The sequence below is a fragment of the Pseudomonas sp. NFPP04 genome (genome assembly GCF_900113815.1).
Taxonomy (GTDB): Bacteria; Pseudomonadota; Gammaproteobacteria; order Pseudomonadales; family Pseudomonadaceae; genus Aquipseudomonas; species Aquipseudomonas extremorientalis.
Genome location: NZ_FOQS01000009.1, coordinates 73,746 through 95,074 on the forward strand (window position 1 = coordinate 73,746; position 21,329 = coordinate 95,074).

Sequence of the window (21,329 nt, forward strand, 5' to 3'; positions counted from 1 at the left end):
ATGGAAGTTTTCAGCTATAGCGTCCAAGACCGGCTTATTATGGTTTCTATAAGTCATGCCTATAGCTGGAGGGCCGCCGATGCTGTTGCGCCATATCCGTTACCTGCTGGCCGTTGCCGAGCACCGTAATTTCACCCGCGCTGCCGAGGCGCTGCACGTGTCGCAGCCGACCTTGTCGCAACAGATCAAACAGCTGGAAGACACCCTCGGCGCGCCGTTGCTGGACCGCTCCGGGCGCAGTGTCAGCCTCACCGATGCCGGCGCCGCCTATGTGCGCTTTGCGCGCCTGGCCTTGCAGGACCTGCAGGCCGGCACGCGGGCCATGCATGACGTACAGGACTTGAGCCGGGGCAGCCTGCGCCTGGCGATGACGCCGACCTTCACCGCGTACCTGATCGGCCCTTTGTTGGCGCGGTTCAACGCCCTGTATCCGGGAATCACCCTGAGCATCGAAGAATTGACCCAGGATCGCATGGAAACCGCGCTCACCGAGGACCTGCTGGATATTGGCATCGGTTTTACCGGCGAGCATCTGCCGGACATCGAGTGCGAAGGGCTGTTTGCCGAAGCGTTGAGCGTGGTGGTGGGGGCTGGCCATCCAGGGGTGGAAGACCGGCAGTGGCTGGAGCAGCCGATGGTATTGCTCAACTCAGGCTTTGCGACGCGGCGCTACATCGATGGCTATTGCCGCGAGCAAGGGGTAAAGCCGTTGATTGCGATGGAGGCCAACTCCATCAGTGCGATCATTGAAATCGTGCGCAACACCCACCTGGTAACCATCCTGCCCAGTGCGATTGCCCAGGCCCAGCCGGAGTTGCGCGCGGTCGCCCTTGAACCTGCGTTACCGCAACGCAACGTGGCACTGCTCAGTCGCCGGGGCGCCTATCGCAGCGCCGCGTGCCGGGCCTTTGTCGCGTTGATCAAGGCGCCGCCAGCCACTGATTGACGATGCCGTCGTACACGCTGGTGGCGACGCTCAGGTGCAGCCATTGGTCGACATAGCTCTTCCACGCCACGTCATCGCGGGGCAGCAGGAAGGCTTTCTCGCTGTATTGCATCTGCCGTTCCGGGTTGACCGCGCACAGCCCGGGCTTGAGCTTTTGCTGGTAACGCGCTTCGCTGGCGTCGGTGATCATCACGTCGGCCTTGCCGGCCAGCAGTTCGTCAAAGATGGTCACGTTGTCGTGCAAACGGATTTGCGCCTGGCCCAGATGGGCACGGGCAAACACTTCGTTGGTGCCGCCCGCCGGTTCGATCACGCGCACATTCGGCTGGTTGATCTGCTCGACACGCTGGTAACGCTGCACGTCGGCACAGCGCACCAGGGGGATCTTGCCGTCGACGCCGAGGGCCTGGCTGAAGAAGGCTTTTTTCTGGCGCTCCAGGGACACCGAAATGCCGCCCACGGCGATGTCGCAGCGCTGGGCGAGGAAGTCCGGCATCAGGCTTTTCCAGGTGGTGGGCACCCAGTGGATCTTGGCGTTGAGGCTCTTGGCCAGGGATTCGGCCATGGCAATGTCGATGCCTTCATAGGTGCCGTCGGCGCGTAGCGAGGTGTAGGGCTTGTAGTCACCGGTGGTGCAGACGGTGAGTGTGCCGCGCTCGAGCACCTGGTCAAGGCGCGAGGGCGCGGTGTCGGCCACGGCGCTGGTGGCCAGGCCGAGTACACACAGGGCGAAAAGAGCTTTCATGCGGTCGAGTCCTTGGGGCATGGTCGGGGCGGCCATTATTTCCAGCGTGGGGCAGGGTGGCAAGGCACGCTGAATGTTTAGCCAAGTTGCAACCAAACTCCGTCAACCCTGAATTTAATTGCCCTGCGCCGGCGTGTGACGCTGGTAGTTATCTCTTGCACTGTGACCCCCGCATGGACGGCTCCTCCGACACTCACTCCGCGATACTGCCGTCTGCCCTCGCGTTCTGGGCCCTGTTCCACTGCCGGCACGCCCGCCCACCAGATACCGCATTCCTACGTTGATCCATCCTGTTCGATGGCGTGCACCTGCGCGCCTGCCCGACCCCTACGTATGAGAATGCCCATGAGTGTCTTTGCCTGCCTGCAGGAAGCCCAGTCTTTCCTTGAACAACACCCGGACATCGAGATGTTCGAGCTGTTTATCCTCGACAACAATGGCGTGCCACGCGGCAAGTGGCTGCACCGCGACGAACTGCTGGCGGTGTACGAGAGCGGACGGCCTTTGCCCAGCACCATCCTCGGCCTGACCATCAACGGCGACGACGTGGAAAACTCCGGGCTGGTCTGGGAGGTGGGTGATATCGACTGCCGCGCCTACCCGATCGGTGGCAGTCTGCAGCGCATGCCGTGGCGGCTGATCCCCACTGCGGCGGTGCAAGTCAGCATGCACCCCACCGAAGGCCTGCCTGCCACCGTGGCCGACCCACGGCACCTGCTGGCCAAGGTGATCGACGGGCTCAAGGCCGACGGTTACTACCCGGTGATGGCGGCCGAGTTGGAGTTCTACCTGCTGGACCAGAAGCCTGACGCCAATGGCCATCCGCAACCGGCACGCGATGTGGACGGCGGGCGACCGCGCTCGACCCAGGTCTATGGCCTGCGCGAACTGGAGCAGATCGAGCCATTCCTGGCCGACCTCTACAGCGCCTGCAAGCTGCAAGGTATTCCGGCGCGCACCGCCATTTCCGAATACGCGCCGGGCCAGGTGGAGATCACCCTGGAACATCGCACCGATGCCCTGCAAGCCATGGACGAAGCAGTGCGCTACAAACGCCTGGTCAAGGGCGTGGCGCATAGACACGGGATGACCGCGTGCTTCATGGCCAAGCCGTTCGACGACCTGGCTGGCACCGGTATGCACATGCACGTGAGCCTGGCGGACGCCGAGGGCCATAACCTGTTCGCCAGCGAGGCCGCTGATGGCACGCCGCTGTTGCGCCAGGCAGTGGGCGGCATGCTCAGTACCTTGCTCGACTCATTGCTGATGTTCTGTCCCAACGCCAACTCCTACCGGCGTTTCCAGACCAACAGCTACGCGCCGCTGGCCGCCACCTGGGGAGTGGACAACCGCACCGTCAGCCTGCGGGTGCCGGGCGGGCCGGCCAATTCGCGGCATATCGAACACCGTATCTGCGGTGCCGACGCCAATCCCTACCTGGCGGCTGCCGCGATCCTGGCCGGGATCCATCGCGGCATCCGCGAGCAACGTGACCCCGGCGCCCCGGTGGAAGGCAACGGCTATGCCCAGGCCAAGACGCTGCTGCCCACCGACTGGCTGACCACCCTGCGCGCACTGGAGGCTTCCAGTTGGGCACGGGAAGCGTTTGGCAGTGAGTTCCTTGGCGTGTACCTGGCGGTAAAACGCGCCGAATACCGCCAGTTCATGGGCGAGGTCGGGGAGCAAGACTGGCGGTGGTATTTGCATCAGGCGTGATCGATCGGGTGGCAATCACGGTTTCGACCTTTTTTTCACGTTGCGCTGGTTAAGCTGCGAATCAAGGTCGTTCACAGCCGTTTCACCCATATGAGCCCGCGATGTCGCCACACACGCCTTCCTCCATCGAGATTGAATACGCCGAGCGCTGTGGTCGTGAGCACGCCAGGGTCTGCGGCGACACGCGCCCGCCCGGGCTGACGCAGCGCCTGGCGGCCTGGCGCAGCGAGTGGTTGGTGCGTCAGGCCTTGAAGGTTGCGGGTGAGCCGGGCCTTATCCTCGACCTGGCCTGCGGGTCGGGGCGCTTCTGGCCGGTGCTGGCCGAACACGTCAACCGGGTTATCCTGGCGTCGGACAACTCCCAGGACATGCTCGACCACGCGCTTACCCACCACGCGGCGGCGTTGCTCAAGCGGGTCAAGACATTCCAGGGGTCGGCGTTTTCCATCGGCTTGTCGGCGAATGCGGTGGACTGCATTTTCTGCCTGGAATTGTTTCGCCATGTGCCCGGCAGTGAAGAGCGCCAGGCGTTGCTGCGCGAGTTTCATCGGGTCAGCCGCGACTCGGTGATTGTCTCTGTGCCTTCTCGTACAAGCGTTGAGGACGAGTTCCGCCAGGCCGGTTTCAAGGTCCTGAGCCATCACGAGTTCATGCCGGGCTCCAACCTGTGGCGGGTCTACGTTCTTCGTAAGAGAGGATAACTCCCGCCTGTCGGACTATTCTTCATCTCCTGTCTGAGTTTTCATGGTCGGCTGTGCACTGCGGATGCTCGCTAGCCCCTTTCGCGATATATACTGCGCGCCATTCTTCAAGGGAGAGCCGTGTGGCCATCGATATTCACTGGATCTGCGACAACGATAGCCTCGGCCAGCATTGCGCCGAATGGCAGCAGTTGCCATTCGTCGCCCTCGACACCGAATTCATGCGGGTCGACACCTTTTACCCCATTGCCGGGCTGATCCAGATCGGTGATGGCGTGCGCGCTTACCTGATCGATCCCCTGACCATCGACAACTGGCAACCCCTGGCTGCGCTGCTGGAGAACCCGGCGGTGATCAAGGTGCTGCATGCCTGCAGCGAAGACCTCGAAGTATTGCTGCGCCTGACCGGCAGCCTGCCCGCGCCGTTGTTCGACACCCAATTGGCGGCGGCTTACCTGAACCTCGGTTTCTCCATGGGCTACTCGCGCCTGGTGCAAGCCGTGCTGGACATTGAGCTGCCCAAGGGCGAGACCCGTTCGGACTGGCTGCAGCGGCCGTTGTCCGAGACCCAGGTCAGCTACGCCGCCGAAGACGCGGTGCATTTGGCCGAGGTCTATACGCGGCTGCGTCCGCAACTGTCCGACGACAAGTACGCCTGGGTCCTGGAAGACGGTGCCGAGCTGGTCGCCAACCTGCGCCGCGAAGTCGACCCGTACGAGGTGTACCGCGACGCCAAGCTGGCGTGGAAACTGTCCCGTGCCCAGCTCGCCGTGCTGCGTGAACTGTGCGCCTGGCGCGAGCAGCAAGCCCGCGCGCGTGACTTGCCGCGCAACCGTATCATTCGCGAACACTCGCTGTGGCCCCTGGCCAAATCCCAGCCGGATAACCTCGCCGCCCTGGGCAAGATCGAAGACATGCACCCGCGTACCGTGCGTCAGGACGGCCAGTTCCTGCTGGACCTGATCAAGCGTGCCGGCAGCGTGCCCATGGACCAATGGCCGCCCGCCGTTGCCGAGCCTTTGCCGGTGGATGCCGCCGCACTGATCAAGCAACTGCGCGCCCTTGGCCAGGCTGAGGCCGAACGCCTGGACATGGCGCCGGAACTGATGCTGCGCAAGAAAACCCTCGAAGCCCTGGTCAAGAGTGGCTACCCCGATGGGCCTTACCAATTGCCAGACTCGCTGCGTGGCTGGCGCCGCGAGTTGATGGGCCAGGCGCTGCTCGACAGCCTGGCCACCGCCGGAGAACAGCCTTGAAACGTATTTGCTCCATCTACCGCAGCTCCAAACGCACCGGTATGTACCTCTATGTACTCAAGAGCGATGCCCTTGAACGTGTGCCTGAAGCGCTGATCACGATTTTCGGCAAGCCGGCCCACGCGTTTGACCTGGTGCTGACGCCCGAGCGCAAGCTGCAACAGGAAGACATCGTGCAAGTCCTGGAAAACCTCGACAAACAGGGCTACCACCTGCAAATGCCGCCGGCCGAGGACGAGTACATCGAACACTTGCCCGAAGAGCTGCTGCGCCGCAACGACCCGATGTGATCGACCGGTGCCCCATCCGGGGCACTCGCTTCAATGGAATCGTATAAGTGGGCGGTGGCCGTAAGGATGCGGGCGGCCGTCCGTACTGTTTTTGAAAGGTTTTATGCATGCGTGTTCTGATTGCTGAACAGGATCACCCGCTCTACGCCCAATTGCTCGGCGAAGTGGCACCGGACCTTGAAGTGCTGACCAGCGGCGACTCGGCCGAGTTGTCGCGCCTGGCCGCCGATTGCCCGGTATGGCTGGGCCAGCCGGACCTGTTGGCGACGCTGCTGCGCCAGGGCCATCACCCGCAATGGCTGCAATCGACCTGGGCCGGTATCACCCCGCTGCTGGCCGAGGGCCTGCCGCGGGATTATCGACTGACCCGTGCCGTGGGTATCTTTGGCCAGGTCATGGCTGAATTCGTGCTCACCTACATGCTCGGCCATGAGCGCGAAGTACTGGCGCGCCTGGTGAGTCAGGTCGAGCGCAAATGGGACAACCGCATGGGCCAGAGCCTGGCCGGGCGCAAGGCGTTGATTGTCGGCACCGGCGATATCGGCCAGCGTGTTGCCGAGTTTCTCGTGCCGTTTGGCGTGAAACTGTACGGTATCGCCAGTACTGCACGTGAGCAGGCGCCGTTTATCGAGGTGGCCGGGCTCGACCAGTTGGGCCGTCTGGTGGGCGAGGTGGACTACGTGATCAACCTGCTGCCCAACACGCCGAGCACCCACGACCTGTACGACGCGTCGCTGTTCAAGCAATTCAAGCCGACCGGGCTGTTTATCAACGTCGGACGCGGGGTGGCGGTGGTGGATGCCGACCTGGTCGAAGCCTTGAAGGAAGGACACCTGGCCGGTGCAGTGATCGATGTTTGCCGCCAGGAGCCGTTGCCGCAACGGCATCCGTTCTGGACCGCCTGGGGGCTGTTGCTGACCGGGCACAGTTCCGCGCCGACCTCGCCGGAATTGATGGTGGAACTGTTTGTGCAAAACCTGCGGGCGTACCAGGCCAAGAACGCATTGCGCGGGGAAGTGGATTTCGACCGCGGTTACTGATCACGCCTCACCGTCCCGCTGGAACCGTTTTGCCGGGTTCCAGCACCAAGAGTGACTCCTTGGCCACGGACGCTGAACACCATGACCGCTATCGACGCTGCTCACCGCGTTTCCGCCCCGCTTGTTCAAGCGGGCAATGCGAATACTCCCCTCCCGGCCGTCACCGGTCCAAGTGAAACAGCCACGGTCGCACCGGCACCTGCTCCCGTACTGGGTAATTTCGGCGGGGCGCTGTCCTGGCCGGTTCCGCTGACTGAATCGCAGCGGCAAGCCATCCTCGACCTGATGCCGGACAGTCGCAAAGGCGTGCTGGGGGATTTGCTCAGCGGTAGCGCGGTGACCGACGCCGACTTGAAAACCCTGGCACTTGCCCTGCAAAAACTGCTGGCTTCACCCAAAGCTCAGGCACTGAAGCAGGTCATCCAGAGTGAACTCGGTGGTTTGCCGACAGACGCGAGCAACCAGGATTACGTGATCGCCGCTCTCCAGCTAGGGCTGGATCCGCTGAACTCGATCCACGGATTTATCCGGGGGCAAAGCGGCTACCGGGGGCAGCCAGCTTCAGTGGTGATCGAAGGCGTGGGTGCCCATCTGGTCGAACAAGGGCGGGCCACGCCTCAAACCGCGACATTTGCGGCGCGCTTGCTCCTTGCCTTGAGGGCTCCCGAGTTTCTGGTCAAGGACATCCCCGCCAATGTGACTTACGGCAGCCTCATCTGGGCGCAACTGGCGATGGCGGTCGACAGGGTCGAAGCCGATTCGCCTGGGGCCACGCCCGCTATGAGTTATACCGAAGTCCTGGCGAAGGCCGGCCAGACCGGTTCTGACGGCCTGGATACCCAGCATGTGCAGCGTAAGGCGTTGACCGACTGGGCACTGGCCAACGGCGTGCTCGATGCCTCATCGACGTTGACCGACAGTGACCTGGAACGCGCGCGCAACGCCTACAACAGCCAATTGAGCACGCTGATGAACGCCAGCGCCGCCGTGCAGACCGAGATTCCCAGTCGCCGGGCGATGGCCCTGGCTCGACTCCAGGAATGTTTTCCCGGTGTGGACCCGAGTGTGTTCGAGATCCGTGATATCCAGAAAGCCTGGCTGAGGCCGGGACGTCCTGGGCTCTTTCCAGGCATGCATTCCATGCTCGATATCGTGATGGAGGGTGCGCCGCTGGGCCACGAAGAGCATTGGATCTCCAAGAATCCCCGCATCCCGGTCAAACGGTTCTGCCACCTGTATGAAGGCGGTACCTTCAAGGTGGCCGAGGATTTCAAGCGCCAGTATGACCTGGCTATCCAAGCCCATGAAGACGGGCACAAGGGCCTGGTCAGTTACCTCGTTTCCACCTTGCCGCAGGAAGACAGGAACAACTTCAAGCACGGCAAGCTCGAGTTCTTCCATACCAACGAATACACCATGGCCACGGATTTCCTTACCCCGCTGGCCCTCAAGACGCGCGGGCATACCCTGCATGTCAAGACAACGCGGGGTGGAGAGGTCAACGTCTATGAGATTGATACGCGCAGCGGCACGATACAAAAACAGAATCACTTGAGGGGGCGCTATACGGAGCCTTACACCGCCAGGAACATGGAGTCCAGGACCGCGAACGTCGTCAGTAAAACCGTGCTCTTTGACACCTTGAGTCCGGCACAAGGGACCAGTGGCAAGCGATTCGATGCCATCGGCGAAGTGTTCGCCAGGTCCCTGGACTTGAAAAACGAAGACGTGTTGGCGTATGCCAGAGGTGTCACCTCCTACGATGAAAACCGCGCCACCAACCAGGCTGTCGGAGAGTTCTTCTTGAACCTGATCCCGTTCAGGTCGGCCATCGTCAACTTCATCAAGGGTAACTATGGTGAGGGAGCCGTTGACCTGGCGCTGGATGTGGTCGGTCTGTTGACCTTGGGGGCCGGCAAGGCCGCCCAGGCCGGCAAAGCTTTTTCCAAGGGTGTGACCAGCATTCGCGGACTGTCGAAAGCGCTGCGTTTTGTTGGCCTGACAGCCATTGAAGCCTTCAACCCGGCGGCGGGGCTTGGGGATCTGGTGGTGGGAAGCGGCTGGCTGTTGTACAAAGGCGGCCGCGTGGGATTACGGGGCCTCAATAAGCTTACGGGGCGCAGCGCAAGCTATGACGTGCTGAAGGCCGCGAGCCAACAGCATGGCGTGGCCGCCACCGGGACATTCAAGGTGGCCGGCCAGACAGTGGAAGGCGGCGCGGTGCTCAAGGACGGCAAGTGGTATAGCTTTGATGCGGACCGGATGCAGGCCTATGGCAGCCCGCTGGAAGACTTCGCCGCCAAAGCGCGCGCTGTGGACGGTGCTATTGCCACCGTTGAAGTTGCGCCTGGCCGTGAGCTGAGCAACACGCTGTTTCGCGAGTACAGGGTGTCTGAATCCAACCTTGCCGGGCGCACGCGCAACAGCCAGGGCGTGTATAGGGCGGCGGATGGGCACACCGCGCATATCCGGCATATCGACAGCAGTGGCCAGGCGGCGGTCTATGAAGTGCGTGAGGTCACCCGCACGCCTGAAGGCGTGGTCCAGGCGCGGATCTACAGTGCCAATCGGCAGACCCCGCTGCTGGTGCAGCATGTGCAGGGCGACCAGTGGATGCGCTTGGGGGTAAGGGGTGGGAACCCGCCCAGCGTTGCATCGGACCTGGGGCGGATGATGGGCGGGGGCTCCGAGAGCCGTCTTTATGAAAGTCTCGACGGCATTCATGTCTATAAGGAAACCCGGGAGCCGGGCCATGTAAAAGTGCCTGATTACTTCGAGCGGCAAGCGGCTTGCCTGAATGAGTATTACGGCGAAGGGTTTGCCATGACGCTGTTCGAAAACGGCCGCGGCTATATAAAAATGAAAAAGATCGACGGAGTCGCGCTGGATGCCATTGCGCCGCGCAGTTTGCCGAAAAAAGCACAGCAGGCACTCGATGAGATGTTGGCGGACCTGCAGAAGAAAGAGATGTTTCCCAACGATGTGCAGTTGTCCAACTTCATGTATTCGGCGAAGGAAAACAAAGTCTACCCGGTGGATTTCGACTTTCCGCCCAAGGATGTCCTGCACTTTGATGAGTCGACGTTTGCGATACACCGGGATGACTTCCTGCGTGACGCCGACAAGCTCAGGGCGCAGTTCCGTCAGCTGATCGCGTAGATCGCACAACTGCCCCCTCGGGGGCAGTGTTCACCGGGCGCTACAGGCTGAAGTCACCTTCGGACACCAACTCGCTCAGTGGCTTGCGTGGGCTTGGCGCTTCACGGCTTTGCAGGTACTCCGGCAGGCTCGATTTGTCCCCCAGCTTGCCAACCGCCACGGCGGCATGCAGCGCATAGCCCTCCGGGATCTTCAGCTCTTTGCGGGTCAGTTCCTGATCGAAGCCGGCCATGCCGTGGGTGTGCCAACCGCTGAGGCTGGCCTGCAGCGCCAGGTGGCCCCAGGCGGAACCGGTGTCGAAGGTGTGCCACAGCGCCGGGGTTTCTTCCGTGGCGCCGGGGGCGGTGAAGTCGGTTTTCGAGGCGATGATCACCAGGGCCGACGCATGTTGCGCCCAGCCACGGTTGAATTCATTCAGCAAACCCAGGAAGCGCTCCCAGTCCGGTGTGTCGCGGCGCGCATAGAGAAAACGCCAGGGTTGCGAGTTGTAGGCGGAAGGGGCCCAGCGTGCGGCTTCGAAAAAGCTCAGCAGGGTTTCCTTGGAGATGCTCTCGCCGGTGAAGGCGCGAGGCGACCAGCGGTCGGTGAACTGGGTGTGGATCGGATAGTCGGCAACACGTGTCATGGAGCAGTTCCTGATCGTCAATTCGGCCCTCAAAGCTACTGCGCAGCCACTAGACTGACAAGTGTTGTAACACCGCCAGTCGTAAGCGCTTGGATCCCGCAGCCGTGGGCACTAGACTGGCGGCCTTTTCACCTACCGATACTGATGTAGAGCCATGGCCGCCAAAGTCGAACCTTTCTGGATACGCAAAACCCTCGAACACCTCGACCAGGAGGAGTGGGAGTCGTTGTGCGACGGCTGTGGCCTGTGCTGCCTGCAAAAGCTTGAAGATGAAGACGACAACAGCGTCTATTACACGCGTATCGCCTGCAAACTGCTCGATCTCAAGACCTGCCAGTGCACCGACTACCCCAACCGTCGTGCATCGGTGCCCGATTGCATCCAGCTCACCCCGGGCCAGGCCGACCAGTTCAAATGGCTGCCACCCACCTGTGGTTACCGCCTGGTCAGCGAGCGCAAGGACTTGCCGCTGTGGCACCACCTGGTGTGCGGCGACCGTGATGCCGTGCACCATGAACGCATTTCCCAGTCCGGGCGCATGCTCAGCGAAGGCAGCGTGCCCGAGGACGACTGGGAGGATTACCTGATTTTCCGCGCGGGCTGAGAGGGGAGTATGTATGAGGGTGGGAACCAAGCTGGCGGCGAGCCTGGTGTTGTTGCTACTGAGTCAGCCTGGATGGTGCGCGAAGAAAGTCGACCTGGATTATCACGTCAAACTGCTGCCCCAGAGCGATCAGGCCGAGGTACGCCTGAGCCTGTCCCAGGGCTCGGCGGTGCGCAGCCTGAACTTCGACCTGGGTCGCGACGGCGACTACAGCGACTTCAAGGCCGACGGCCAGTGGAGCGTCAAGGAACACCGTGGCCTGTGGCAACCCAGCGCCGACAAGGCCAGCCTGACCTACCGCGTGCGCCTCACCCACGCGCGCAAGCCGGGTATCTATGAAGCGCGGATGACACCAAGCTGGGCGCTGTTTCGCGGCGATGACCTGGTGCCGACGGCGCGGCTCGACCAGCAGGACGGCGTCGAGTTGGTCTCGCGCCTGGTGTTTGAACTGCCGGACGGCTGGAAAAGCGTCGAAACTGCCTGGCCCCGAATCGGCAAGAACAAGTTCCGCATCGACAACGTGTCGCGCCTGTTCGACCGGCCCACCGGCTGGATGCTTGCCGGCAACCTTGGCAGTCGTCGCGTACGCCTGGGCGAAACCGACGTCACCGTGGCTTCGCCCAAGGGCCAGGCCATGCGCCGTATGGATGTGCTGACGTTGCTGACCTTCGTCTGGCCGCAGGTGGAAACGGCTTTCCCGCGTCACCCGGCCAAGCTGCTGGTGGTGGGTGCCAGCGACCCGATGCGACGTGGTGTGTTTTCGGCGCATGACTCGATCTACCTCAACAGCCGCACGCCGCTGGTCAGCGAAAACGGCGGCAGCCCGCTGATTCGTGAAGTGGTGCAGGCGATAGGGCGTTTCAACGATCACGACACCAGTGATTGGATCAGCGAGGGCTTGGGCGAATATTACGCAATCGAGTTGCTGCGCCGCGCCGGCGGCATCACCGATGAGCGTTACCAGGCGATACAGGCGCGCTTGGCGAAGGAAGGCAAGGACGTGACCAGCCTGCGTGGCGAGCACGTCAGCGGCGCGACAGTGTCACGGGCGGTGGTGCTGCTGCAGGAGCTGGATCGCGAGATCCGCGTGAAGACTCATAACAAGCGGTCGCTGGATGACCTGACGCAAGCGGTGATGCGGGCCAGCCGCATCACCACGGCGGAGTTTGTGCAGTTGGCTGAAAGCATCATCGGCGAGTCGTCGGTGGTGCTGGACAGCAAGCTGCTGCGTTAGACGCTGGTTTTGGTGGCCTTCTCGGCCGCCACTTCGGCCTTGGTCTTCAAGTTCTTCAACTCTGCGCCGGCACGCTCGATCTTCGTACGCACGCTGTTCATTTCCTGGCGGCCCTGTTCCAGCTTGTCCTTGAGCGAACTGTGCCCGGTAAAGCCACGGGCCAGCGCCACGCCGCCGATCGCCACCTGGATCAGGCCGAAAATCCCACCCCGGCGCAGGCCTTTGCCCACCATCATCACACCACCGGCCACCGAGCCGATGCGTTCCCAACCGTGCACGTTCTGCCTTGGCTGAGTCTCGAAGGGGGTGTGTTCGATGATAGGTCGCAAGGTTTTGCTGTCGCTCATGATCTGTCTCCAACAAGGGCTATTGATAATTAGCTGACTGCCCGCAGACGCTGGATGTTCCCGAAATATCAGTACTTGGGGCCTGAACGGGTGTTGTTGCCCTTGGCCAGGCGGTCGTAAAGGACCACGTTGACCGTGGCGGCGAGGTTCATGCAACCGGTGGTCGGGATGTAGACCACGTCTTCGCACCAGTCGCGGATCTCTTTATCCAGCGAGCCGTCTTCGGGGCCGAAAATGTACAGCGCACGGTCGGGGTGGGTGTACTCAGGCAGCGGGCGGGCGCCTTCCACCAGCTCCACGGCGACGGGGATGCAACCCAGGGGCAGAATCTTTTTCAGGTCATCGATGCCGATCAGCGGAATGTCGTGATGGACCTTCTTGGTGTCGGTGATGAAATCCCGGGCGCGCTCGTAGCGCACGCCGGTGTAGAACACCGAGGCCACGCCGTAGCAACCGGCGGCGCGCATGACCGAGCCGACGTTTTCGGGGGATTTGGGGTTGTACAGACCGATGCAGCTGTAGCGTTTATTGCCCACGGGGAAGGGTGCCTTGGAGAAAAACGGCGATTATACGGCCTTGGGGGGATGTGTTGCTTGGACGATCGCCATCGGGGGGCAAGCCCCCTCCCACACTAGGCCTGCGTACGCCGGTCAGAATGTGGGAGGGGGGCCTGCCCCCGATGAGGCCGGTGCTAACAACAATGGACTATCAGTCGTCTTTCTTCATCAACCCCGCCAACGCCGCAAACGGGTTATGCGTGGCTTTGGCAATCGTCGGGCTGCTGGTGGAGCCTTCGCCAAAGTACTGCTGGTCGGTGTAGCGCGAGTGTTCGTTGTCGTGGCAGTACAGGCACAGCAATTCCCAGTTGGAACCGTCCTGGGGATTGTCATCATGATTGTGGTTGCGGTGGTGTACCGTCAGTTCGCTCAGGCGTTTGCCCGAGAATTCACGGGCGCAGCGGCCGCACACGTGGGGGTACATCTTCAAGGCTTTGTCGCGGTAGCCCATTTCCCGGTCGCGCTGGGCATCGGCAAGGATGCGATCCAGCTTGGCGGTGTGGGAGGGCGGGTTGGTCGAGCTCATCATGGCTCCTGGCTATTTTGTGGTTCACGGATAGGGTTGATTCTAGCCGCTCGCGACGTAAATAACCGCTTCACTTTACTCATAAGGATCTGAAACTCATGCGTCTGCATCCATGGACTGTTGCACTGTTGTTGTGTGGGGTAGTTGCCCACGCCGAAGCGTTCTCCACGCCAAAACCCGGACAAGTGATCGAGGTGGCCCTCGAACAACTGCACCCGACCCAGGCCGTGGTGGGCTTCGACCAGATTTACTACAGCCTGGGGCTGTTCGCGGACAAACCCGCCAAGGTCTTCGATGAATACTGCGAGACCAACGGCCAGGGCGAAGCCGACAAGGTGCCCAAGGGCGCGGACTTGCACCAGCCGTCGAGTTTTACCTGCCAGGACCCGGTCGGCACCCATCCCGACGACATGAAAACCGTGGTAGTCGGCCCCGGCGGCCAGTTGTACCTGACCGATGGTCACCATAGCTTCACCACCTTGTGGGAAGTCCCTGGTGGAGGCCCTCGCTTGAACATGTGGGTCAAGGTCACGGATGACTTCAGCAACAGCCCGGATATGAAGAGCTTCTGGCTGCGCATGCAAGCGGCGCGCAAGGTCTGGCTCAAGGACAGCCAGGGCCAGACCCTGCCGCCCGAGCAGTTGCCGGCACACCTGGGCTTCAAGAACCTGCAGGACGACACGTTCCGCAGCCTGGTGTATTTCACCCGCAAGGCCGCCTATGGCAAACCTGAGGCTGGCGAGGTCGCACCGGAGTTCCTGGAGTTCTACTGGGGCAATTGGCTGCGCACTCAAATTGACTTGGGCAAGTACAACCTGAACAAGAAGGGTGGTTACAAGGACGCCATCGAAGCCGTCGCCAAGCGCATGGTCAGCCTGGCGCCCGGCTCACAGGTCGGCGACAGCGGCTTTACCGCCCATCAACTGGGCGGCATGACCAGGCTCGACCGTAACGAACTGGAAAAGACCTTCGACAAAAAAGTGCCGTACGTGATCGATTACCGCAATTCCCTGCGCTAACCGATCACACCTTCTGTGCAATCCAGATGGTGTGCCGCGTGCCCTTGTTGCCATGGGCAAACACCTGGACTTCCTCGGCCTTGAAACCGGCCTTGCGCAGTTTGTCGCTGAACAGCTTGTCGGCGCTGGCCGACCACACGGCCAGCACGCCCTTGGGGCGCAGGGCCTTGGCGCAGGCGGCCAGGCCACCGGCGGAGTAAAGCCAGCTGTTGGCCTTTTGCGTAAGGCCTTCGGGGCCGTTGTCCACGTCCAGCATGATCGCGTCAAAACCCTGGGGCTCGGCCTGCAGCACCTTGGCGACATCCTCCAGGCGGATCACCGTGCGTGGGTCCAGCAGTGGCCGGCCGGATTTTTCTCCCAGCGGCCCACGGTTCCATTCCACGACTCCCGGCACCAGTTCTGCCACGACCACCTCGGCGGTCTTGCCCAGGTGTTTGAGCGCCGAAGCCAGGGTGAACCCCATGCCCAGGCCACCGATCAGCACCCGCGAATCCGGACGCCCGGCAACTTTGCGGCAGGGAATTTCCGCAAGCGCATCTTCGGAGCCATGCATGCGCGTGTTCATCAATTGGCCGCCGTCACCGCCCTGGATCTTGATGACAAAATCTTCACCGTATTCGAACAGGCACAAGGCACCGCCGTTGTCGGGGATCGGGGTGGTGTCGAGCAGAACGAAACGTTTCATGGAAATCTCATTGGGAAGGGCATTCTTGCGCGGTTGGGAGTAGCCTTGTGACATTCCGGTCAGGCCATGGAGCCATCGATGAAGTGCAGCATTCTAACGGTCATTGTGTTGAGCGCGCTCGCCTGTGGTGCGACGCAGGCTCAGGAGTTGCAAACCGTACCGGTCGCGCCCGCCCCGACGCCAGGCGCGCCGGGCACCCCGACGCCGACGTTGTACCCGCAAGTCACCCCGCCTGCCGTGCCCAAGACCAACGGTTCGCCACCACTGGTGCCTATCGTGCTGCCCACGCCGCCGAAGGACCAGACGGTGCCCGGCCTGCTGCAAAACGACAGCAAGCCGAAGTCGCCGGGCGGTTAAAACTGTTGCGACAGTAACTGCCCGTCGGCCATGCGCAGGCGCTTGGACAAGGCGATGGCTATCGCGCGGATGATCTTGGCGGCGATCCTGGGCGCTTCGTTGAGCATCTTTTCCAGGGAATCCCGGCCCAGGTTCAGCAGCACGCAGTCACTGGCCGCCACGCAACTGGCGGAACGCCGCTCGCCGTCAAGTACCGCCATTTCACCAAAGGCCCGGCCGCTGCGCAGGGTAGCGATGGTCAGGCGCTGGCCGTCATGATTGGTTTTCTGCACCGCCACCTGGCCACTGTGGATGATGCACATGAAGGTGCCGGCGTCCCCTTCGAGGAAGATCGCTTCGTCACGGGCAATGCTGCTGATGTTGAAGTAGCCGGCAGCGACGTAAAAGTCTTCCGGCAACAGCGGGTCGAACAGGCCGCAATCCATGAGCATGTCGCGGATTTCGGTATTCATTAATGTCGGTAGTGCCATGGCTGCAATCTTGATCCATCAATCAGTAGGCGGTCCTGTGGTCAGACAGGACCGCCCGGCTAAGTTCCTTAAACCAGCCCCAGCGCCTTGAACACAAATCCATATTCGAGCGCTACGTCACGTAATCCCTGGTAACGACCGCTCATGCCACCGTGGCCGGCGCCCAGTTCGGTCTTGAGCAGCAGCAGGTTGTCGTCGGTCTTGGTGTCGCGCAACTTGGCGACCCATTTGGCGGCCTCCCAGTATTGCACGCGGCTGTCGTTGTAGCCGGCGATCACCAGCAGGTGCGGGTAGGCCTGGGCGCTGACGTTTTCGTAAGGCGCGTAGGCCTTGATGCGCTCATATACTTCGGGCTCTTGCGGATTGCCCCACTCGTCGTACTCGGTGATGGTCAGCGGCAGCTCGGGGTCGAGCATGGTGTTGAGCACGTCGACGAACGGCACTTCGGCAATCGCCGCCTGGAACAGCGCCGGGCGCTGGTTGAGCACGGCGCCGATCAACAGGCCGCCGGCGCTGCCGCCGCTGATCACCAGTTGCCTGGATGTTGTCAGGCCCTCGGCGATCAGGTGTTCGGCACAGGCGATAAAGTCGCTGAAGGTGTTTTGCTTGTGTTCCTGCTTGCCGTTGCGATACCAGGCCTCGCCCAGCTCGCCACCACCGCGCACGTGGGCGATGGCAAACGCTACGCCCCGGTCCAGCAGGCTCAGGCGGGCGTGGGAGAACCAAGGGTCGAGGCTCGAACCGTAGGCGCCGTAGCCGTACAGGTACAGCGGTGTGGGCTTGCCGAGCTGGTCGCGCTTGACCACCAGGCTGATCGGCACCCGGGTGCCGTCCGCGGAGGTGGCCCACAGGCGCTGGCTCACGTAGTCGTCGGCGTTGAACACGCCCAGTACCGGGGTCTCCTTGAGCACCTGTTGTGCACCGTTGGCCAGTTCCAACTGGCGGACCTGGGCCGGGCGGTTCAGGGCTTCGTAGCGCAGGCGGATTTTGTCGCTGACAAACTCCAGGCTGTTCTGTACGTAGAGGCTATAGGCTGCGTCGGGCAATTCCACGCGATACACCGGCAATCCTTCCGGGTGCACCTCGATCACCGGCAGGCCGCCGATGCGCAGGCTCAGGGTCATGGCGCTGGTGTTGAGACTGACGCCGTCGAGCATCACGTCATCACGATGAGGGATCAGGTTCTGCCATTCGCCTTCGGTCGGCACGTCGCCAATGTCGGTGGCCACGAACAGCGCGTAGTTGATGCCATCCCGGTTGCTGCGGATAAACCAGGTCCACGCGCCATTCAGCTGACCGTGATCGACATCGTACTCATGGTCCTCGACCCGTGGTGCCAGGCAGGTGAACGCCAGCTGCGGTTGGTCGGCATCCAGCGCCCAGACTTCGCTGGTGGTCTTGCTGCCCAGCGACAGCAGCAACTGGCGTTCGGAGCTGGAACGGTAGCAATGCAGGAAGAAACGCCCGTCGGGCTCGTGGAACACTTCCTGCGCCGCCGTGCCATCCAGGCGATAGCGATAGAGTTTGTGCGGGCGGTGCGTGTCGTCTAGTTCGCCGAAGAACAGCGTCAGGCTGTCATTGGCCCAGGTCATGCTGCCGTCGCAGTCTTCAAACTCCAGCTCGCTGACCTTGCCGGTGGCCAGTTCCTTCACGTACAGGGTGTAGATCTCTTCGCCACTGGTATCGAGGCTGTAGGCCAGGCGCTGGTGGTCGGGGCTGATGCTGAACGCGCCGAGGGAGAAGAAACCGCCATTGGCCAGTACGTTCGGGTCCAGCAACAGCTCTTCGCTGCTGTCATCCACCTGGTTGCTGTCATCCGCCGGGCGGCGGCAGCGGTAGTGGCGGGCGTACTCGTCACCGGCGGTGGTGCGGGTGTAATACAAGTACGGCCCCCACGGCGAGGGCAGGGACAGGTCGGTTTCGAGGATGCGGCCCTTGATCTCTTCGAACAGGCTGTCGCGCAGCGCCTTCTGGTCGGCGAGTTGCGCTTCCTGCCAGGCATTCTCGGCCTTGAGGTAATCGAGCACCTCGGCGCTGTCGCGCTCTTGCAGCCAGGCGTACGGATCGGGGCCTTGGGCCTTGCGGGCAATCGGAGCAGTCGATACAGGCATAGGATTGATCTCTATCTGGCAGACGGTGGCAGGCATTGCAGCCGCGACACGCAAAAGCCGTTATCATAGCCGCCTGTTTGCCAACCTTGCCATGGACACCATGACCGAGAACGACTATCTGACCGCTTGGGGCCTTTACGCCTTCGCCGCTTTGGGCTGCCTGTTGGTGTGGTGGCGCATGACCCGCTGGATCTGGCGCTGGTTGCGCGAGCCGCTGCAATTGCTGATGGCGGTGCTGCTGTTGAGCCCGACCATCGTCGACCCGGTCAAGACCCAGTTCGCGCCGGCGGTGGCCATCACCGCCCTCGATCTGGTGCTCAAGGTCGGCAATAACGCCTGGCGGGCCATCTCCGATCTGTTCATGTACACCATGATCGCCTTTGGCGTGTACCTGGTGTTCGTGTTGATCCGCTGGCCCATCGAGCGTGCCGCCAAGGCCCGTCGCGAGCGCAAGGCCGCCGCCGATGCGGCCCTGGCCGCCGAGCCGGATCAAGATGAAGACGACGTGCCCTTCCGCCGTCCTGCACCCGTGAGCGGTATGCGCGTCGAACCGCGCCTTTAACGTCGTCCGCCCTGCAGCGAGAGCCCTGGCATGTGTGAATTATTGGGCATGAGTGCCAACGTCCCCACCGACATCGTGTTCAGCTTCACCGGGCTGATGCAGCGCGGTGGGCGCACCGGCCCCCACCGTGACGGTTGGGGCATCGCGTTCTACGAAGGCCGTGGCCTGCGTCTGTTCCAGGACCCGGCCGCCAGCAGTGAGTCGGAAGTCGCGCTGCTGGTGCAGCGTTATCCCATCAAAAGCGAAGTGGTCATCGGCCATATCCGCCAGGCCAATGTCGGCAAGGTCAGCCTGGCCAATACCCACCCGTTCGTGCGCGAACTGTGGGGCCGCAACTGGTGCTTCGCCCATAATGGCCAGTTGGCGGACTTCAATCCCCGCGCCACGTTCTACCGCCCGGTGGGCGACACCGACAGTGAAGCGGCCTTCTGCGACCTGCTCAACCGCGTGCGTGAAGCCTTCCCCGAGCCGGTGGACATCGAAAAAGTGCTGCCGGACCTGATCGCCGCCTGTGCCGAATACCGCAGCAAGGGCGTGTTCAACTGCCTGCTCAGCGATGGTGACTGGCTGTTCTGCTACTGTTCGACCAAATTGGCACAGATTACCCGGCGTGCGCCGTTCGGCCCGGCGCGCCTGAAAGATGTCGACGTGATCGTCGACTTTCAGGCCGAAACCACACCTAACGATGTGGTGACGGTGATTGCCACTGAACCTTTGACCGACAACGAAAACTGGACCCGCTACGAACCGGGCCAATGGAGCCTGTGGCGACGCGGTGAATGCGTCAGCCAGGGCATTACCGAGTAAGGATATCGCCCATGTTGCTCAGTTATCTGCGGTTGGTGCTGTTTGCGATTGGCCTGCTGATCGGCGTGCAAGTCCCGGGGTTTATCAACGACTATGCCAAGCGCGTCGAAGCGCACCTGATCGAGGCCCAGACCGGCCTCAGCGGGTTTGAAAACACCGCACGCCAGTTCTTCAACGGCGATTTGAAAGCGTTGGTGGCGCATTACCGCGCCAGTGATGACCCGGTGTTCCAGAGCGATGCCAACAGCCTGGGCGCCATGCTTGACCGCCAGGTGGCGTTGGACAAGCAATTCCAGGCCATGCAAGGCCCGTGGTACATCCGCGCCCTGCAGGTGGCGGTGGCGGCTGACCCGGATATCCGCCTGGAAACCTGGAACGGCTACAGCTACCAGATCCTGCTGACGCCCGAGGCCATGGGCTGGGGGCTGGGCGGGGCGATGCTGCTGTCGTTTGGTCTGGAATGCCTGTTCCGCCTGATCGACTGGGTGGTGCTGGGCGGCAAGCGCCTGCGCCAGAGCCGGCCGATCGAAGAGCGCGACCTCAAGGGCCTCTGAGACAAAATGTGGGGGGGGCTTGCCCCCTCCCACAGTTTTAATCCTGTGTCTTCAGTGAGGTTGTGTGCTCAGTAGCATCCGCTCTAGGCCAACCTCTTCGGCATACCGTGCAACCACCTTCTGGCACAGCCCCACAATCTCTTCCACCAACTCCACCCCCACGCGCCACGACACCACCACCTGCAAGTTCGGCAGCTTCTGCGCCATCGGCAACATCACCAACTCCCCACGCGCCAGTTCCTCGCTGACCAGCACCGGCGGCAGTGCGCCGATGCCGAAGCCATCGCGCAGCAGGCGGGTGATGGCCGACACCGAGTTCACACAGTTCATGCGTGGCGCGGCCACGCCGTTGGCTTGCATCAGGCTGATCACGTCCTGGTGCGGGTGGGAGTTTTTCGAGTAGGTGATGATGCGCTCCTGGGCCAGTTCGGCGAGGGAAGCGTAGTCGCGGTTGTAGATCGACTGGCTGGCGACGATCCAGGCCATGGGGTGGCTGGCCAGTTCCAGGCTGCGCACGGTTTCCAGGCGCAGCAGGTCGGTTTGCAGGATCAGGTCGAGGAAGCCTTTTTGCAGCTGATCGCTGAGGTTCAGTGCAGTATCGGCGACCAATTCGATTTCCACGAGGGGGAAGTGGTCCATCAATTCCGCCACCAAGGGGCTGAGCCAGGTATGGATCACCGTGTCCATCGCACCGATGCGGATGCGCCCGACCTTGCTGCTGGTGGTCTCCAGGGACTGCTTCAGGCCCTGCATGGTCACCATCATCTGCTCGGCGTAATCCAGCACCTTCAAGCCTTCCGGGGTCAGGCTCACGCCCCGTGAGTCACGCAGAAACAACTTCACCCCCAACTCGCTTTCCAGCACCGCGATGCGGCTGGAGATCGAGGCCTGGGTGGTGAACAGCTTCTCGGCGGTCAGGCGGAAACTCTTGAGCTTGGCCACCCAGACGAAGGTTTCGAGGAACTTCAAATTCATGGGATCAACTTTTTCTTATGCATGGATCGGTTTTTATTAGTTG

General features: G+C 62.1%; 23 protein-coding genes. 14 read left to right on the forward strand and 9 right to left on the reverse strand.

Annotated elements, in window-relative coordinates; translation table 11 throughout:
* Positions 1-79: 79 nt before the first annotated feature.
* A complete protein-coding gene (gene cynR / locus BM017_RS19325) occupies positions 80-946 on the forward strand; it encodes a transcriptional regulator CynR (protein WP_092247301.1) in 867 nt (288 codons plus the stop codon).
* On the opposite strand, the gene BM017_RS19330 is transcribed toward cynR, so the two are convergent.
* Positions 921-1,691: a transporter substrate-binding domain-containing protein gene (locus BM017_RS19330; protein ID WP_092247305.1), complete on the reverse strand. Its 771-nt coding sequence runs from the start codon at positions 1,689-1,691 to the stop codon at positions 921-923. The genes cynR and BM017_RS19330 overlap by 26 nt on opposite strands.
* Before the next feature lie 345 nt (positions 1,692-2,036).
* On the opposite strand from BM017_RS19330, the gene BM017_RS19335 reads away from it, so the two are divergent.
* The 6 genes from BM017_RS19335 (at position 2,037) to BM017_RS19360 (ending at position 9,853) form a co-directional block, all read left to right on the forward strand.
* Positions 2,037-3,407 carry a glutamine synthetase family protein gene (locus tag BM017_RS19335; protein WP_092247308.1) on the forward strand — a complete coding sequence of 457 codons (1,371 nt, stop codon included), beginning with the start codon at positions 2,037-2,039 and terminating at the stop codon, positions 3,405-3,407.
* A 101-nt stretch (positions 3,408-3,508) separates the two neighbouring features.
* Positions 3,509-4,108 carry a class I SAM-dependent methyltransferase gene (locus BM017_RS19340; RefSeq protein WP_092247311.1) on the forward strand — a complete coding sequence of 200 codons (600 nt, stop codon included), beginning with the start codon at positions 3,509-3,511 and terminating at the stop codon, positions 4,106-4,108.
* A gap of 122 nt (positions 4,109-4,230) precedes the next feature.
* Positions 4,231-5,364: a ribonuclease D gene (rnd, locus tag BM017_RS19345; RefSeq protein ID WP_092247314.1), complete on the forward strand. Its 1,134-nt coding sequence runs from the start codon at positions 4,231-4,233 to the stop codon at positions 5,362-5,364.
* Positions 5,361-5,654, forward strand: coding sequence for a YcgL domain-containing protein (locus tag BM017_RS19350; protein WP_071488977.1), 294 nt, complete (start codon positions 5,361-5,363; stop codon positions 5,652-5,654). The genes rnd and BM017_RS19350 overlap by 4 nt, the downstream gene beginning before the upstream one ends.
* Positions 5,655-5,761: 107 nt before the next feature.
* The gene (locus BM017_RS19355; RefSeq protein WP_092247317.1) at positions 5,762-6,694 is read left to right on the forward strand and encodes a D-2-hydroxyacid dehydrogenase; all 933 of its coding nucleotides are present in this window, start codon (positions 5,762-5,764) and stop codon (positions 6,692-6,694) included.
* Between the two features lie 81 nt (positions 6,695-6,775).
* On the forward strand, positions 6,776-9,853 hold the full coding sequence (locus tag BM017_RS19360; protein ID WP_139216869.1) for an OspG family effector kinase: 3,078 nt from the start codon (positions 6,776-6,778) through the stop codon (positions 9,851-9,853).
* Positions 9,854-9,893: 40 nt separating this feature from the next.
* On the opposite strand, the gene BM017_RS19365 is transcribed toward BM017_RS19360, so the two are convergent.
* On the reverse strand, positions 9,894-10,478 hold the full coding sequence (locus tag BM017_RS19365; RefSeq protein WP_092247323.1) for a nitroreductase family protein: 585 nt from the start codon (positions 10,476-10,478) through the stop codon (positions 9,894-9,896).
* 154 nt (positions 10,479-10,632) lie between these two features.
* Here BM017_RS19365 and BM017_RS19370 point away from each other — a divergent pair, with 154 nt between their 5' ends.
* Together BM017_RS19370 and BM017_RS19375 are read left to right on the forward strand one after the other, a co-directional pair.
* Positions 10,633-11,082 (forward strand): YcgN family cysteine cluster protein, encoded by a 450-nt coding sequence (locus tag BM017_RS19370; protein ID WP_003172524.1) that lies wholly within the window; start codon positions 10,633-10,635, stop codon positions 11,080-11,082.
* Positions 11,083-11,095: 13 nt separating this feature from the next.
* Positions 11,096-12,316: a hypothetical protein gene (locus tag BM017_RS19375; RefSeq protein ID WP_092247326.1), complete on the forward strand. Its 1,221-nt coding sequence runs from the start codon at positions 11,096-11,098 to the stop codon at positions 12,314-12,316.
* Here the strand turns inward: BM017_RS19375 and BM017_RS19380 are convergent.
* From BM017_RS19380 to BM017_RS19390, 3 genes are all read right to left on the reverse strand, one after another.
* A complete protein-coding gene (locus BM017_RS19380; protein ID WP_092247328.1) occupies positions 12,313-12,663 on the reverse strand; it encodes a YgaP family membrane protein in 351 nt (116 codons plus the stop codon). The two genes, BM017_RS19375 and BM017_RS19380, sit on opposite strands and share 4 nt — an antisense overlap.
* Before the next feature lie 68 nt (positions 12,664-12,731).
* Positions 12,732-13,199 (reverse strand): RNA methyltransferase, encoded by a 468-nt coding sequence (locus BM017_RS19385; RefSeq protein WP_003189607.1) that lies wholly within the window; start codon positions 13,197-13,199, stop codon positions 12,732-12,734.
* Positions 13,200-13,371: 172 nt separating this feature from the next.
* Complete coding sequence (locus BM017_RS19390) at positions 13,372-13,746, reverse strand: YajD family HNH nuclease (RefSeq protein ID WP_025858458.1); 375 nt, start codon at positions 13,744-13,746, stop codon at positions 13,372-13,374.
* 98 nt (positions 13,747-13,844) lie between these two features.
* Here BM017_RS19390 and BM017_RS19395 point away from each other — a divergent pair, with 98 nt between their 5' ends.
* Complete coding sequence (locus tag BM017_RS19395; RefSeq protein ID WP_092247330.1) at positions 13,845-14,765, forward strand: ParB/Srx family N-terminal domain-containing protein; 921 nt, start codon at positions 13,845-13,847, stop codon at positions 14,763-14,765.
* Between the two features lie 4 nt (positions 14,766-14,769).
* Here BM017_RS19395 and BM017_RS19400 read toward each other — a convergent pair whose 3' ends face one another.
* Entirely contained in the window at positions 14,770-15,450 is a 681-nt protein-coding gene (locus tag BM017_RS19400; protein WP_071488984.1) for a spermidine synthase, read from the reverse strand.
* 78 nt (positions 15,451-15,528) lie between these two features.
* Here BM017_RS19400 and BM017_RS19405 point away from each other — a divergent pair, with 78 nt between their 5' ends.
* On the forward strand, positions 15,529-15,807 hold the full coding sequence (locus BM017_RS19405; protein WP_071488985.1) for a hypothetical protein: 279 nt from the start codon (positions 15,529-15,531) through the stop codon (positions 15,805-15,807).
* On the opposite strand, the gene BM017_RS19410 is transcribed toward BM017_RS19405, so the two are convergent.
* Positions 15,804-16,277 carry a cyclic nucleotide-binding domain-containing protein gene (locus tag BM017_RS19410; protein ID WP_071488986.1) on the reverse strand — a complete coding sequence of 158 codons (474 nt, stop codon included), beginning with the start codon at positions 16,275-16,277 and terminating at the stop codon, positions 15,804-15,806. The two genes, BM017_RS19405 and BM017_RS19410, sit on opposite strands and share 4 nt — an antisense overlap.
* Before the next feature lie 68 nt (positions 16,278-16,345).
* On the reverse strand, positions 16,346-18,388 hold the full coding sequence (locus BM017_RS19415) for a S9 family peptidase (protein ID WP_092247333.1): 2,043 nt from the start codon (positions 18,386-18,388) through the stop codon (positions 16,346-16,348).
* A gap of 25 nt (positions 18,389-18,413) precedes the next feature.
* Between BM017_RS19415 and BM017_RS19420 the strand changes: the two genes are divergently transcribed.
* The 3 genes from BM017_RS19420 to BM017_RS19430 are packed head-to-tail and all read left to right on the forward strand — an operon-like array spanning position 18,414 to position 20,311.
* Positions 18,414-18,950: a hypothetical protein gene (locus BM017_RS19420; protein ID WP_058425328.1), complete on the forward strand. Its 537-nt coding sequence runs from the start codon at positions 18,414-18,416 to the stop codon at positions 18,948-18,950.
* A gap of 30 nt (positions 18,951-18,980) precedes the next feature.
* Entirely contained in the window at positions 18,981-19,757 is a 777-nt protein-coding gene (locus BM017_RS19425; RefSeq protein ID WP_071488988.1) for a class II glutamine amidotransferase, read from the forward strand.
* A gap of 11 nt (positions 19,758-19,768) precedes the next feature.
* On the forward strand, positions 19,769-20,311 hold the full coding sequence (locus BM017_RS19430; protein WP_071488989.1) for a DUF2937 family protein: 543 nt from the start codon (positions 19,769-19,771) through the stop codon (positions 20,309-20,311).
* 51 nt (positions 20,312-20,362) lie between these two features.
* Here BM017_RS19430 and BM017_RS19435 read toward each other — a convergent pair whose 3' ends face one another.
* Positions 20,363-21,286 (reverse strand): LysR family transcriptional regulator, encoded by a 924-nt coding sequence (locus tag BM017_RS19435; RefSeq protein WP_092247336.1) that lies wholly within the window; start codon positions 21,284-21,286, stop codon positions 20,363-20,365.
* Between the last annotated feature and the right edge of the window lie 43 nt (positions 21,287-21,329).